Genomic DNA, 12636 nt, shown 5'->3' on the forward strand with positions numbered 1-12636 from the left:
TGTGGGGTTTGGTCATGCCTCGGAGGGGTGGTGGTCGGTCGGGGTGGGGGCGTCGATCACGCCGTCAGAGGACATCACCCATCGCGCCTCGCCTTGCGTGCGGACCGGGTGGGGCATCCTGGCCTTGGCGCGGATGCCCCGCAGCGCCTGATCGACCACTCGGCGCAGTGCGGCACGGTCCTGCCTGGTCGGGGTTTCGGGGTCGGCCATGTCAGATCATCCCCTTCCTGAGGGCGTAGGCGACCGCGTGCGGTCGGTTGCGCAGGTTGAGCCGGGCGGTGATCCCGTAGAACACGTTCTTGATGGTCCGCTCCGAGTACGACAGCCGACCGGCGATCTCGGCCGTGTCCAACCCGTCGGCCATCAGCCGCAGCACGTCGGCCTCGCGGGCGGACAGCCGGTCGCGCCCGCCCTCCGGGTCCAGCACTTGCTGCTGCAGCCGCTGCACGTGCCGCAGCAGCTCGGCCACCATGTTCGGCGGCATCACGCCACCACCCGACGCCGCCGACAACACGCTGCGCAGCACCAGCTGGTCGCTCACCGTGGCCCGCGGCAGGATCGCCACGATCCGGCACTCCACCGCCGTGAGCACCTCGGACTCGCCGACCTCGTCCACGATCAGCACCACCGGCGCCCCGACGTGCGCGGCGGCCCGGCGCAGCCTCGACACCACCTCGGTGCTCAGCCGGTTGACCGCCATGACGACGACGTCGGGCTTCGCGTGGACGGTGCCCTCCAGCAGTTCCACATCGGGCCTCGAACCGAGATAGGTGATCAGACCCGTCATGCTCAGGTGATCCGCCGCCTGGACGACGACCCGGACTCGCTCCACCGCTGCCTCCCGCTGTCTCGGATTGCACCACCGAGTCTGCGAGCCGCGGCTTCACACGCTCTGAAACGCGTCTACAAAGATTCTTCACGCCCGCTGGACGCTCTGAAGAACGCCGGGGTCGTCTCGAACTCAACACGGGCACCGACCGGTGGTCAAGAGCCCACGGGGAAGCCGTTGAGCCCGACCGCCACCCAGTGCTCGTGCACCGAGCGCAGGATGTCGACCAGCCCGTGGACCGGCCGCCAGCCCGGGTAGTCGCGGCGGAACTTGCGGGTGTCGGTGATCCAGCACCGCACGTCCGCGAACCGCCGCTCGGGCACGTACTCGAACGGCACCTCCCGGCCGGTCAGGTACTCGTACTGGGCGATCAGCTCCAGCACCGACGCGCTGCGCTCCCGCCCACCGCCCGCGAGGTAGACCTCACCGGGTTTCGGGTCGCGGTAGAAGTACCAGAACATCTCCACCAGGTCCCGCGCGTCCAGCACGTCGCGCACCTGCTTGCCGCCGTGCCCGATCACCGGGAACGTCGCACCGCGCACGGCGCTGCGCACCAGGTGCGACAGGAAGCCGTCCTGCTCGACGCCCGCGTGCCGCGCACCGGTGACGCTCGCGCACCGGAACACCCCGATCCGCAGCCCCAACAGCCCCGCGTACGACTGCGCGGCGTGGTCGGCGGCCAGCTTCGACACCCCGAAGAACGTCCGCCTGCCGCCCTCCGTGCGCAGGGACTCGTCGATGCCGTGCTCGTGGTACGGGTGCGCGGGATCGATCTCCCACCGGGTGTCGGTCTCCACCAACGGCAGCGAATCCGGCGCGTCGCCGTACACCTTCGTGGTGGAGGTCAGCACGACCACCGCCTCGGGGCACACCCGCCGGACCGCTTCCAGCAGGTTCATCGTGCCGACCGCGTTGACCCCCAGGTCCACCAGGGGCTGCCCGGTCGCCCACTCGTCGCTCGGCTGCCCGGCCGTGTGCACGACCAGCCGCACGTCCGTGCCGTACTCGCCGAGCACGGCCGCGAGCGCGGCGTGGTCGCGCACGTCCACCAGGTGGTGCCGGTAGTTGGGGATGCGCTCGACCTGCGCCAGGTTGGCCGCGACGGACCCGGCGGGGCCGAAGAAGTCCCGCCGCATCCCGTTGTCGATGCCGACGACCAGGTCGAACCTCGCCGCGAGCGCCCGCACGGCCTCACCTCCGACCAGGCCCGCCGAGCCGGTGACCACTACGACGTCCATGTGCCGCTCCCGTCCTTCGCTGATGGATGCCCAGGGGATGGATGCCAGGAATGGGTGCTCAGGGCCGGCGGAAGAACTCCACCTCGCCCAACGCGATGTGCCGTCCCGGCGCCTGCCCGGCGACCGCCCGCACGACCAGCCGGACCCGCACGACGTCGCTCACCGCCGTGTCGACGCGCTGCGGCCCCACCCGGTCGGCCAGGGGCAGCGGCACGGTGCGGCTGCCGCCGTCGGCCGTGGTCACGACCATGTCCAGTGCCGCGACCCGCGCCTGCCCGGTGAACGCCCGCTCCTCCACGCCCGCGCCGGTGTGCACCACCACCGACAGCAGCCGGAACGGCGCGGCGAAGCCGAACTCCACCGAGTCGCCCACGGCGGTCGCGCCCCAGTACCGGTTGGACAGGCCGTCCACGGCCGCCGCCGCCGGGTGGCCGGGCACCTCCGCGGTGGCGGTGCTGCTGCTCGGCCCGACCGCGACCGGGGTGGCCGTCTTGTCGCGCACGTCCTCGACCAGCGCCAACGCCGCCGGGTAGAACAGGATCGCGGCCACCAGCAGCACCATGCCCGCCACCAGCACGACCAGTCGGCGCAGCCACCGCGACGTGTCACCCCGCCACCGCCACCGCCGATCTCGCGCCTGGCCGCGTTCCTCACGCGCACCCGGCACCAACGGCGTGGCGCAGCGGCGGCAGAACCGGCGTCCCGGCGGGTTCGCGATCCCGCACGCCGGGCACGGCGGCCCGACCACGACCTCTTCTTCCACGGCGCTGGGCAGCGGCCGGCGCGCCTGCGGCCGACCGGGCGGCACCGGACCGGGCCGCTCCCCGTCGGCGGGCTCGTCCGGCGGCGGCTGCGGCGCGCTCGCCCAGCCCAGGTAGGTGCCGCAGTTGCCGCAGAAGTCGTCGGCGTCACGCGTGGGCGCGCCGCACTGCGTGCACAGGCGCATGTCAGTCCCCGTTCCCCGAGAGCACCTCGACGGTGCAGGTGACGTGCAGCGGGCACACCGCGTCGACCAGCGCCACCACCCGCTCCCGGTCGACCACCCCCGACTCACCCGGCCGCACCCGCACCACGACGACGTCCCGCCGATCGGGCAGGGGAGTGTCGGGTCGGGTGGACCAGGTCGCGCCCGGCCCGTCGTCCACCTCGGCCCGCACACCCGGGCACAGCTCCAGCCGGGCCACGAGACCGGCCGCGGTGCCGCGCAGGCGGTGCAGCTCGACGGCCCGGCGCACCACTTCCCGTCTCAGCTGCTCCGGCCACGCCGGATCGAGGTCCGCCGCCACCCACGACGACAGCCACGTCACGAAGTCCGCGGGCGCGAGGTCCGCGTCGAAGTACTCCGGCAGGTTGTCCAGCGTCGCGAGGATCGCGGACAGCACGGCGTCCAGGCCGGAGGTGAACCGCTGCGCGAAGTCGTCCGCCGCGTACAGGGCGGGCAGCATCGCACCCAACGGGTAGCGGCTGGGCAGCTCGGGCAGCGCGGCGCGACTCATGGTCCGGCCACCACGACCTGGTGCTGGTAGGAGAACACCAGCGCGTTCGGCGCCACCTCGACCCGGTCCACCGGCGCGCCGCGGGCACCGGTGATCGGGTCGGCCGGGAACAGCCGGACCTCCTCCACCAACCGCACCCCGGCCACGCCCTGCAGCACCGCGAAGACCTCCCCGTACTGCACCGGACGACCGAACTCCCACCCGGTGCCGTCCGGGCCGCCGCGCAACGGGTTGAGGTAGCGGTAGAGCGCGTCCAACGCCTCCTCACGCACCCGGTTGCCCTCCGCGCCCGGCGCCGCCACCCGCGCGACCACCGTGACGCCCTGGTACCGCGGCGGTTCCACGACCAGCCGGGTGCCCAGCAGCCGCCGTTCGTCCAACCGCCTCGCCACCGCCGACACCACGTCCTCGGTGGGCACCAGCTGCTCGAACCGCAGCCGGTCGCCCTGGTCGGCCACGGCGTCCGGCACCACCAGCACCCGCGCTCCGCCCGGACCGTCGGGCAGGCACCGCACCCTGGCCAGCGACGGCGCCGCCAGCCGGGCGATGTGCTCGTGGTCCTCGGCCGTCACCGCCCGCTCCTGCACCCGCAGCTGCTGCGGCGCGCGCACCTTCGCCTCGGCCACCGTCTCGCCGTCCACACCGCCGCGTGCCGCCTCGCGGTTCTCCACCGACGCCACGTACGGCACGGAGCTGCGCAGCACCGAGATCGCGCCACGCGCCACGTTGCCCGCCCGCCCGCCACCCGTGCGGTACCGCGGCACCTGCACCACCGAGCCCTTGGGCGGCACCGCGCCGTAACGCCGCAGCGTGCCGTCGGCCTCGCGGACCGCGGGCGGGAACTGGAACTCACCGCGCACGGCGTCCAGCACCACGTGCCGGTCGTCCGGCCCTGATTCGCCGAAGTGCTCCACCACGGCCCAGTCCTGCCACCCGTCGCCCGCCGACACCCGCACCACCACCGGCTCGCCGTCCAGCAGCACGGGGGAGCGCGGCACGGTGAACCGCTGCCCCGGCACGCCCGCCGTCTCGCCCAGCAGCACGTCCGTCTCGGTCTCGGCGTGCTTCGCGGCGGTCGTGCCGCCGATGGTGAACGCCTCGGCCTCGCGCACGGTCGGCGACTCCGCGTAGAACGGCTGCCCGCGCACCGGCTCGGTGACCCGGCAGCGCAGCCAGCCCGCGCGGTGCCCCGCCACCACGGACTCGGTGTGCCCGGCCGGCACGTGCAGCACCACCTCACCGGGCCGGTTCAGGCCTCCGGTGGTGTCCTCGTCCACCTCGCACGGCAGCCAGTCCTGCCCGTTCCACGCCTCCCACACCAGCGGAGGCTGCCGCGGGTCGACGCCGATGCCCTCGACCCGGCTGTCCAGCCGCAGCACCACCACGCAGCGCGGCACCGCCGCCGACAGCCCGAACAACGTCGCGTCACCAGGCGTCGGCGCGGCCTGGAAGCACCGCACGTCCTGGCCCGCTTCCAGGTCCTTGGTGCGGTCGACGTGCTCACCCGACGCCGTCCTGGTCACCACCCACCGCACCGCGCACGGCACCACGGCCAGCCCGTCGGTGGTGGCGAACACGACCGCCTCGGCGTGCTCCGTGCGCGCCGTGGCGACCTCCGTGCCGACCGGTAGCACCACGGCCTGCGGCTGCGGTGCGGACAACCGGAACGTGACGTCGGCGCGCGCGGCCGTCGGCGGGAACAGCGTGATGCCCACCAGGTCCAGGAACGCCAGGTGGTTGCGCTCCGGCACCCGGTTGAGCCGGTAGACGAGCTGGTCGACCATCTGCGCGAACGCCTCGATCAGCGTGACACCGGGATCGGACACGTTGTGGTCCGTCCACTCCGGACAGCTCTGCTGCACGTACCGCTTCGCCTCGTCCACGAGCTGCTGGAAGCGCCGGTCGTCCAGGTTCGGTGCGGGCAGCGCCATCACGCCTCGCCCCCCTCGGCCGGGATGGTGTAGAAGGGGAACACCAGGTTGCGCCGGTCGTTGGTGGACCGGATGGTGTAGCGCACGTCGATGTAGAGCGTGCCGACCTCGACCGCGTCGAACGCGACCACCACGTCGTCGACCTCGATCCGCGGCTCCCACCGGTCCAGCGCGGCACGCACCTCCCGGGCCACCAGACCCGCCGTGGCGCCGTCCGCCGACGCGAACACGTGCTCGTGGATGCCGCAGCCGAACTCCGGGCGCATCGGCCGCTCACCCGGTGCGGTGCCCAGCACGAGCCGGATCGCCTCGGTGATCTCCTGCTCGCGCTCGACCATCCCGATACCGCCGGTCGGCCCGGTGCGCAGCGGGAACCCCCAGCCGCGCCCGATGAAGCTCCCGCTCATCACAGGCCTCCGATGTGGACGGTCAGCGCGCCGGTCGCGATGTTCGCCTGGCACGTGGTGCTGTCGCCGACGCGCGCCGCGACCATCCCGCCGATGAACACCTGGCCGCCGACGCGGAGTTCGACGACGTTCGCCGGCCCCAGCACGGCGTCCTTCGGGACGACGCACACGTGCAGGCTGCCGCCCACGGCGGCGGGCTTGCCCTCGATCAGGACGGTGGCCACCGCGACGGCCGCCGCGGGTGGCGGCGTGCCGATGGAGCCGCCGTGCGACGTCTTGTCGCCCAGCCGGGCGGCGGGAGGCATGGTGATCTCCTTCAGGTCAGTTGATCCGGACGATCCGGCCCTTGAGCACGGCCTGCGCGCCACCGTCCACGGAAGCCTCGGTGCGGCCCTGCACGGACACCGAGGTGGTCGCCTCGACCGACACCGTGTTGCCCTTCAGCACCAGGTCGCCGCGCCGGGCGTCGATCGTGATGCCCCGGTCGGTCAGGCTGATCGAGCCGAGCACCCGGCGACCGCGCCGGGCACGCACCCGGATGTCGATCGCGCCGGTCTTCTCGTCCAGCGTGATGTCCAGCCGCTTGTCACCGGTCTCCAGCCGGACACCGGCGGCGGTGAGGCCGTCCAGCAGCTCCAGCCGGTTGCCCGTGCGCGACACCAGCGACCGGCGGTTCACCCGGCCGCTGCGCCGGTCCACCAGCGGCACGTCGTGCGGTGACGGCTGGTCGACACCGTTGTAGAGCCCGCCCAGCACGTACGGGCGGTCCAGGCTGCCCTGCTCGAAGCCGACCAGCACCTCGTCGTTGACCTCCGGGCTGAACACACCGCCACCCCGGACACCGCCCCACTGCACCGTGCGGACCCAGTCGGTGACGTAGTTGTCGTCCAGCCACGGGAACTTCAGCCGCACCCAACCGCGCTCGCCCTGGCCGACCTCCCGGATGTCGGTGACGATCCCGGTCGCCAGCCCCGGCATCCGCGGCGGCCGGGGCAGCGCGTTGCCGCCCAGCACCAACCCGGCCAGCGACCGGTCCGGCGAGGCGCTGACCGTGACGATGCTGCGGTAGCCGTGGTCGGGTTCCAGCACGTGCCGCACCGACGTGGCCGTGTAGCGCCCGCTGAACGCCGGTCCCGCGTCGGCCAACGCGATCGGCACGCCCGCCCGCAGCTTCGGGTGGCCCTTGGCGACCGCCTCGATCTCCGCGTACCCGGCGCTCACCGAAGCGGCGAGCGACCGCGCGGCGGTGGCGGTCTCGGCCTGCGTGCCGTAGGGCGTGTCCGCCACCAGCATCGACGTCCGCTTACCGGCGACCGATGTCATCTCCCCGGGCAGCACGGTCTTGCTCCGGACGGCGGGCTCGACCGCCACGAACGCCTTCTTCGTGGCCACGTCCCAGGCGCGCACCTCGACGTTGTCCACCCGGTCGGACTCGGTCAGCGAGGCGCGCAACGACAGCAGGTCACCGTGCCGCAGCACCAGCGGGCTGCTCTCGGTGAGCGCGGGCGCGCCCGTCGCGGGCTCGGGCTTGAGCAGCTCCAGCTTCCCCTTGTCGTCCACCTGGACGCTCACGCCGTGCTCGTGCGCGATCTGCCGCAGGAAGTCCCAGTCCGAGACGCCCGCCTGGCTGAGCTGCGCGTACGTGACGGGGGAGACCTCGACCCGGCCGACGGCCAGGCCCGCGTTCCTGGCCACCCTGCGCACGACGTCGGCGGCGGTCACGTTGCGGAACGCCTCCACCCGCCGGCCGCGGAACAGCCGGTGCGCCTTGCTCATCGCCCGGATGACGGTGAACGACCCGGTCGAGTCGCTGTCCTTCTCCAGCGCGGTGACCTCGCCGCCGAACAGCTGCTCCTGCGCCTTGCTCTGCACCGTCGTCACCGACACGGTCAGCGGTGTGCCGATCGTGATGCCGCCGACGGTGAGCAGCTCGTTGTCGCCGTCCCGGTAGGTCAGCACCGCGACGTCCGGCAGGCCGACGTTCTCGTCGACCACGCAGCTCACGAGCCTCTTCTCCCACGTGCTCGTCAACGAACCCAGCTTCACGATCGGGTCGGCGGCGAACGACCGGAACGACCTGCCCGCGGCCTGCCGCGTCATCGGACCTCCTCCACCGCGGGCACCAGCAGCTCGTCACCCGGCACCAGCAGCATCGGGTCGTCGATGTCGTTCGCCTCGGCGATCACCCGCCAGGCCGTGGCGTCGCCGTACTCGCGCCACGCCAGCTGCGGCAGGCTGTCACCGGCCACCACGCGGTGCACGCGACGCGCCTCCCGCGACCCGGAGGTCGGGTTCTGGCCGGGTGTGTCGTCGCCCGCCTCCTCGATGGACAACGAGCACGTCGCCCGCAGCGGCCGCCCGTCGACGTCGAACAGCGAGTAGTCCACCGACAGGTTCGACAGCACGCCGTCGAACGACGTGGTCTTCGAGGTGCCCCACTCGAAGCGCACCCACGGGCTCGCGGGCTTCTTCGCCGCCAGGCTCTTCTTCGTGGGCACGCAGGCCAGCAGCAGCTGCTCCACCCGCGTCTCCACCGAGTTGTCGTGCGTCGCGGTGGCGTCGAGGAACACGTCCACCGACAGGGTGCGCGGCCCGCTGCCGACGAACTCCGGCGTCGACGTCTCGTCCGCCATGCGGGACGGGTTGCGGCGCCACTCGGTGCTCTTGGTCAGCGCCACCGTGTTCGGGTTGAACTGGAACTTCACCGTGGCCAGCTTGGCGCCCGGCTTCGCACCCGCCTGCGCGGGCGGCTCCATGACCACCAACTGGGCGCGGGTGAGACTGGTCTTGCCTGCCACTGCCCGTTCCCTCCTCTCAGGACGCGTCGATGCCTTCGTGGGCGATCTCCAACGTCTCCACGGCGGCCTGGGAGCTCGCCGGGTCGAACGACGGGCCCTGCCAGCGGACCGGGACGATGCCCTGGACCTGCCAGCCGGCGATCCGGGTGCCGTCCGGGGTGAGGGCGACGATCTCGCCGTCCTTGCGCTCGACCTTCTTGATGACCTCGTTGAGCCACTTGACGACCTTGGCGGTGTCCGCCGTGACCGGCCGCGTCATGGTGATGTTGGACCAGGTGATGCGCGAGGGCAGCTGCCAGGCGAACCCGTTGTTGCCGCCCTCGGCGAACTGCTCGACCTCCATCTGCGCGCCCATGCCGTCACAGGTGTGGAAGGCGCCGAGGTCGTTGCCCGCGATGGAGAGCCGGAAGAAGACGCTGGTGGCGAAGAGGGTGTCGGACATCGGTGTGTCTCCTGGTGATCGGTCCGGGGTCAACGGCGGCGGTCGTGCAGGAGGCCGGCGCGCTCGCGGCCCTGGCGCAGTTCGGCGCGCAGGAGCCGGCCGACCGGTTCGAGGAGGCGGCGGGCGAGGTCGTCCAGGTCGGCGCGCTCCAGGCGGTTTGGCCGGCCGGTGGCGCTCTTGTCGGCGGTGGTCTTGGTGTTCCGGGACTTCACCGGCTCGTCCGGCGATCGCTGGACGGTGACCGACCGCTGGACGGCCGCCGATCGTTGGCCGGCGGCGGGTCGTTGGACGGTGGCGGGTCGGATGATCGGTGCGGCGGCCGGCATGTGCCCGGCCGGTCTCGGCGGCGCCACCACGACGGGCGGGTAGGCCGGCACGATCGGCCGGTCGGGTGCGGCTTCGTCGACCTCTGCCGGTGGTGCCGGCCGAACTACCGCGCGCTGCACACTGGCCGTCCTGGGAGCTGACGTCACCGGGCTGGTCGGTTGCCCGCGTTGCCCCGGAGCCTTGCTTGGTGCGTGATGTGCCGCCGCGCCTTCGCGTGCCGGTGAATTCCACCGAACCGGAACTGCCTGGCGCTTCTCGGATGTGCTCGACGTGTTCGGTGTGTTCGTCGTGCTCGGGAGGGTTGTGGACGAGATCAGGGGCCGGTCCGCGAGCAGCGGCGCCGTGGGAGTGCGGCGCTGCACCACCGGCCGGGCAGGTCGGACCACCGGCAGCCGAGTCGGAGCCGATGACCGCGGCGTTGATGGTTGTGCTGACAGAATCTGAAATTCCAATTCCCTTGGCGCATGGGCAGGGGACACGGTGGCGCGCTGGTGGTCCGAGGTCGATCCGGCGGACGACTCGCGCTGCACCACCGCATCGGCCGGTATCCGTGCCACGGGTTCACCCAGGACGGCTCCCGCCCTGGACTTTCGCTGCACGACCGCGCCGGTCGGGTTCGGTGCCGAAGGCTCGCTCAGGTCCGGTGGCGTGAACGGGGCGGGCCGCGCTACGGCCGTGACCCGCGCTGGGAGTTGGCCCAGGACCGACGGGGTTTGGGTCTTGCGTTGTACCGCCGTGTCGGCCTGGGCCTCCGCCGGGGGTTGGCCGAGGACGGGCGGGGTTTGGGTCTTGCGTTGTGCGAGCGTGTTGGCTTGGGCTTGCGTTGAGAGTCGGCTGGAGACTGGCGGCGGGGTGTGGGATTCGCGTTGTGTGACCGTGTCGGCTTGGGCCTGCGCCGGGGGTTGGCCGAGCACAGGCGCGGTCGCGTTGTCGGTTCGGCGTTGTACCACCGTGCCGGTGGGGACCTGGACCGGTGGCGCACCGTTGTCCGGAGTCCGCTGTACCACTGCGGTGGCCGGCATGTGCGCCAGTGGCTCACCCAGGGCCGGTCCGGGTTTCGTCCTCCGCTGCACCGGTGGCCGGGCGGATGACCGGGGTGTCCGAGAAGCGACGGCAGAAATCGATGGGGGCGCGGTCGGCCCGCCGACTGCCGGTGCGGCAGGCCCGCCCTGGTCCGGCGGAGAGGCGGATTCCCGGCGCTGGACCTGCTTCGCCCCAGCGGGTGCCGGCGGCGGCTGGATCACCGACACCGCCGTGGCGGAGCTGCGAAGCACCGGAACCGGAGGTGCGTCGGCCGTCGCGTGAGAGGCTGGTTCACTCGGCTGTGCCGGTGAGGTGATCGGCTCTCCGAGCAGGGGAGCCGTCCCGGACTCGCCGGCCGGTGGACCGGATGTCTGGCGTTGGACTGGAGCCGGGGTGGGTTCGGCGGGCTGAGTGGTCGCCTGCTCGGCGGGAAGGGACGTGGTGGTGATCGGCTCGTGCGGTACGGGCGTGGTTGCCGATGTCGGCTCGGAGAGACCCGGCCGCTGCGCGGTCACCGGGCTGGTCGTCCGCGCGACCGGAACGGGACGCAGTGGCGTCACCTCCCGGTGTGCCACGGTCAGCGGCTTGCCGAGCGGTCGCACGGGGACCGGGGTGGCCGGGGTCCGCTGCACGGCGTGGCCGGTGGATCCCGTCGGCCCAGGCGAAGGCGTGTCCGGAAGGTCCGGGTAGCGCAAGGCGACGGTGAGCTGGTCGTTGCCCGCGTACCCGGCCGGCTCACCGGTGTGCCGGGCCAACCCGTGCACCACCCCGGCCGGTGCGCCTGGCAGGACCGCGTGACCCAACCGGCCGCCGAGCGCGTGGTCCTGCCACGCCGCCAAACCGCCGCGGAACCGCAGGCCGTCGCCCACCGCGATACCCGCGCGCTGGATCACGCCCTCCATCGGTCGGGTCGCACGCCAGCCGCCGTCCGATCCCGGCCGCCGCGCCGCGGCCGGCACCGCGGCCGAAGACACGGCGGAGGTCGTTGCCCTGCGGCGGAACCTGTCCCAGAAGCCCATCGGGTCACCCCCCTTCGTTCACCCTGGTGTTGATGCGTGCGATCTCGCGGACCCAACGCCTGCGCTCGTGGTGCTCCAGGTCGAGGATCTGCTCCCGTTGCCAGTGGAAGTGGTAGGCCACGTACGCGACCTCCTCGTGCAGCCGGTCGGCCGCGTACGTCACGATTCCCCCAGGCGACCACCGGCCAGGTCGACCTCGAACCCGCTCCCGCACGACGGGCACGTCACCCCGGCGCGGGTGTGCCCCTCGCTGTTGATCCGCCGGTAGAAGTCCTGCAGGAACGCGATGTCCGTGGCGTACATGCGCTCCACCACACCCACGTTCACCTCGTCGACCGTGCCCAGCTCGGTGATCACCAGGCTGAGCAGCAGCACGCTGAGGTAACCCGGGTTCTCCTTGACCCGCAGGTCGATCTGCGGCCGCAGCTCGTCCCGCGCCGTCGCCAAGCGCATCCGGCCGTGGCGGTGCACCACGCCCTCCGCGTCCACGTAGCCACGCGGCAGCTCGAAGTCGAACTCGGTGCGCAGCGCGGGTTCCCGCACCACGACCGACCGCTTCACCTCGTCGTCCGACGCCTCCGACCCGACCGACCGCGCAGACCCGACCGACCGCGCCGACCCGACCTGCTCGGCCAGCTCGTCCAGCGAGTCCAGGCCGATCACCCGTCGCCTCATCAGTCCTCCAGGGTGATGTCCTCGAAGGTGATGGTCACCTTCTCCACCGCGGCACTGGACTCGCCCGCCTTCAACGACGGGCCCTCCCACTTGCTGACCCACCCGTTGACGAGGTTCAGCCGCCGCTCGGTCTCGCCCTTGCTGTTCATGATCTCGATGGTGATGTTCTGCCTGGCCGTCTCGACGTCACCCTTGTTCACCGTCTCCTTGAGCCACTTGGTGAACTCCTTGCTCTTGTCCATCCCCCTCGTGACGGTGATCTCGCCGCCCTTGCGCGCGCCGGGTTGCTTGCGCAGCAACGGCTTGCCCTGCGGGGTCACCTGCGAGATCTCGACCACGTCCTCCTCGATGGTCACCCCGCTGACCTCCTGCAACGACTCGACCATGTACGCGCCGAGCTGGAGGCCGAAGATGTGGGTGGAGAGAGCGTCGCCTTCTGCCATGATCGGTG

At 72.3% G+C, this 12636-nt stretch carries 15 protein-coding genes; all 15 read right to left on the minus strand.

Features of this window, described 5'->3' with window-relative positions; all coding sequences use genetic code 11:
• Nucleotides 1–12: 12 nt before the first annotated feature.
• A complete protein-coding gene (locus A6A25_RS37530) occupies nt 13–210 on the minus strand; it encodes a hypothetical protein (protein WP_073898587.1) in 198 nt (65 codons plus the stop codon).
• A gap of 1 nt (nt 211) precedes the next feature.
• The gene (locus A6A25_RS37535; protein WP_073898589.1) at nt 212–832 is read right to left on the minus strand and encodes a response regulator transcription factor; all 621 of its coding nucleotides are present in this window, start codon (nt 830–832) and stop codon (nt 212–214) included.
• A gap of 152 nt (nt 833–984) precedes the next feature.
• Nucleotides 985–2067 (minus strand): NAD-dependent epimerase/dehydratase family protein, encoded by a 1083-nt coding sequence (locus A6A25_RS37540; RefSeq protein ID WP_073898592.1) that lies wholly within the window; start codon nt 2065–2067, stop codon nt 985–987.
• Between the two features lie 58 nt (nt 2068–2125).
• Complete coding sequence (locus tag A6A25_RS37545; RefSeq protein WP_073898594.1) at nt 2126–3013, minus strand: zinc ribbon domain-containing protein; 888 nt, start codon at nt 3011–3013, stop codon at nt 2126–2128.
• A gap of 1 nt (nt 3014) precedes the next feature.
• Nucleotides 3015–3563, minus strand: coding sequence for a phage tail protein (locus tag A6A25_RS37550; RefSeq protein WP_073898596.1), 549 nt, complete (start codon nt 3561–3563; stop codon nt 3015–3017).
• A complete protein-coding gene (locus A6A25_RS37555) occupies nt 3560–5494 on the minus strand; it encodes a putative baseplate assembly protein (RefSeq protein ID WP_073898598.1) in 1935 nt (644 codons plus the stop codon). Before A6A25_RS37555 ends, A6A25_RS37550 begins: the two co-directional genes overlap by 4 nt.
• Nucleotides 5494–5901 carry a GPW/gp25 family protein gene (locus A6A25_RS37560; RefSeq protein WP_073898600.1) on the minus strand — a complete coding sequence of 136 codons (408 nt, stop codon included), beginning with the start codon at nt 5899–5901 and terminating at the stop codon, nt 5494–5496. The genes A6A25_RS37555 and A6A25_RS37560 overlap by 1 nt, the downstream gene beginning before the upstream one ends.
• A complete protein-coding gene (locus A6A25_RS37565) occupies nt 5901–6206 on the minus strand; it encodes a PAAR domain-containing protein (RefSeq protein WP_073898603.1) in 306 nt (101 codons plus the stop codon). Before A6A25_RS37565 ends, A6A25_RS37560 begins: the two co-directional genes overlap by 1 nt.
• 16 nt (nt 6207–6222) lie before the next feature.
• On the minus strand, nt 6223–8001 hold the full coding sequence (locus A6A25_RS37570; RefSeq protein WP_073898605.1) for a VgrG-related protein: 1779 nt from the start codon (nt 7999–8001) through the stop codon (nt 6223–6225).
• Nucleotides 7998–8699: a CIS tube protein gene (locus A6A25_RS37575; RefSeq protein WP_241829128.1), complete on the minus strand. Its 702-nt coding sequence runs from the start codon at nt 8697–8699 to the stop codon at nt 7998–8000. The genes A6A25_RS37570 and A6A25_RS37575 overlap by 4 nt, the downstream gene beginning before the upstream one ends.
• 16 nt (nt 8700–8715) lie before the next feature.
• Nucleotides 8716–9141, minus strand: a complete 426-nt coding sequence (locus A6A25_RS37580) for a phage tail protein (RefSeq protein WP_073898607.1) — start codon at nt 9139–9141, stop codon at nt 8716–8718.
• A 29-nt stretch (nt 9142–9170) separates the two neighbouring features.
• Nucleotides 9171–9587, minus strand: coding sequence for a hypothetical protein (locus A6A25_RS37585; RefSeq protein ID WP_073898609.1), 417 nt, complete (start codon nt 9585–9587; stop codon nt 9171–9173).
• 1927 nt (nt 9588–11514) lie between these two features.
• Nucleotides 11515–11673, minus strand: a complete 159-nt coding sequence (locus A6A25_RS45080) for a DUF6760 family protein (RefSeq protein WP_181320139.1) — start codon at nt 11671–11673, stop codon at nt 11515–11517.
• Nucleotides 11670–12185 (minus strand): hypothetical protein, encoded by a 516-nt coding sequence (locus tag A6A25_RS37590; protein ID WP_073898611.1) that lies wholly within the window; start codon nt 12183–12185, stop codon nt 11670–11672. Before A6A25_RS37590 ends, A6A25_RS45080 begins: the two co-directional genes overlap by 4 nt.
• Nucleotides 12185–12628 carry a phage tail protein gene (locus A6A25_RS37595; protein ID WP_073898613.1) on the minus strand — a complete coding sequence of 148 codons (444 nt, stop codon included), beginning with the start codon at nt 12626–12628 and terminating at the stop codon, nt 12185–12187. The genes A6A25_RS37590 and A6A25_RS37595 overlap by 1 nt, the downstream gene beginning before the upstream one ends.
• Between the last annotated feature and the right edge of the window lie 8 nt (nt 12629–12636).

The sequence above is a fragment of the Saccharothrix sp. CB00851 genome, from assembly GCF_001905065.1.
In the GTDB taxonomy this organism is placed as follows: domain Bacteria; phylum Actinomycetota; class Actinomycetes; order Mycobacteriales; family Pseudonocardiaceae; genus Actinosynnema.

Coding starts and splice junctions, on each gene's coding strand:
- A6A25_RS37530 (WP_073898587.1), bottom strand. CDS start 210: ATGGCCGACCCCGAAACCCCGACCAGGCAGGACCGTGCCGCACTGCGC.
- A6A25_RS37540 (WP_073898592.1), bottom strand. CDS start 2,067: ATGGACGTCGTAGTGGTCACCGGCTCGGCGGGCCTGGTCGGAGGTGAG.
- A6A25_RS37545 (WP_073898594.1), bottom strand. CDS start 3,013: ATGCGCCTGTGCACGCAGTGCGGCGCGCCCACGCGTGACGCCGACGAC.
- A6A25_RS37550 (WP_073898596.1), bottom strand. CDS start 3,563: ATGAGTCGCGCCGCGCTGCCCGAGCTGCCCAGCCGCTACCCGTTGGGT.
- A6A25_RS37555 (WP_073898598.1), bottom strand. CDS start 5,494: ATGGCGCTGCCCGCACCGAACCTGGACGACCGGCGCTTCCAGCAGCTC.
- A6A25_RS37560 (WP_073898600.1), bottom strand. CDS start 5,901: ATGAGCGGGAGCTTCATCGGGCGCGGCTGGGGGTTCCCGCTGCGCACC.
- A6A25_RS37565 (WP_073898603.1), bottom strand. CDS start 6,206: ATGCCTCCCGCCGCCCGGCTGGGCGACAAGACGTCGCACGGCGGCTCC.
- A6A25_RS37570 (WP_073898605.1), bottom strand. CDS start 8,001: ATGACGCGGCAGGCCGCGGGCAGGTCGTTCCGGTCGTTCGCCGCCGAC.
- A6A25_RS37580 (WP_073898607.1), bottom strand. CDS start 9,141: ATGTCCGACACCCTCTTCGCCACCAGCGTCTTCTTCCGGCTCTCCATC.
- A6A25_RS37590 (WP_073898611.1), bottom strand. CDS start 12,185: ATGAGGCGACGGGTGATCGGCCTGGACTCGCTGGACGAGCTGGCCGAG.
- A6A25_RS37595 (WP_073898613.1), bottom strand. CDS start 12,628: ATGGCAGAAGGCGACGCTCTCTCCACCCACATCTTCGGCCTCCAGCTC.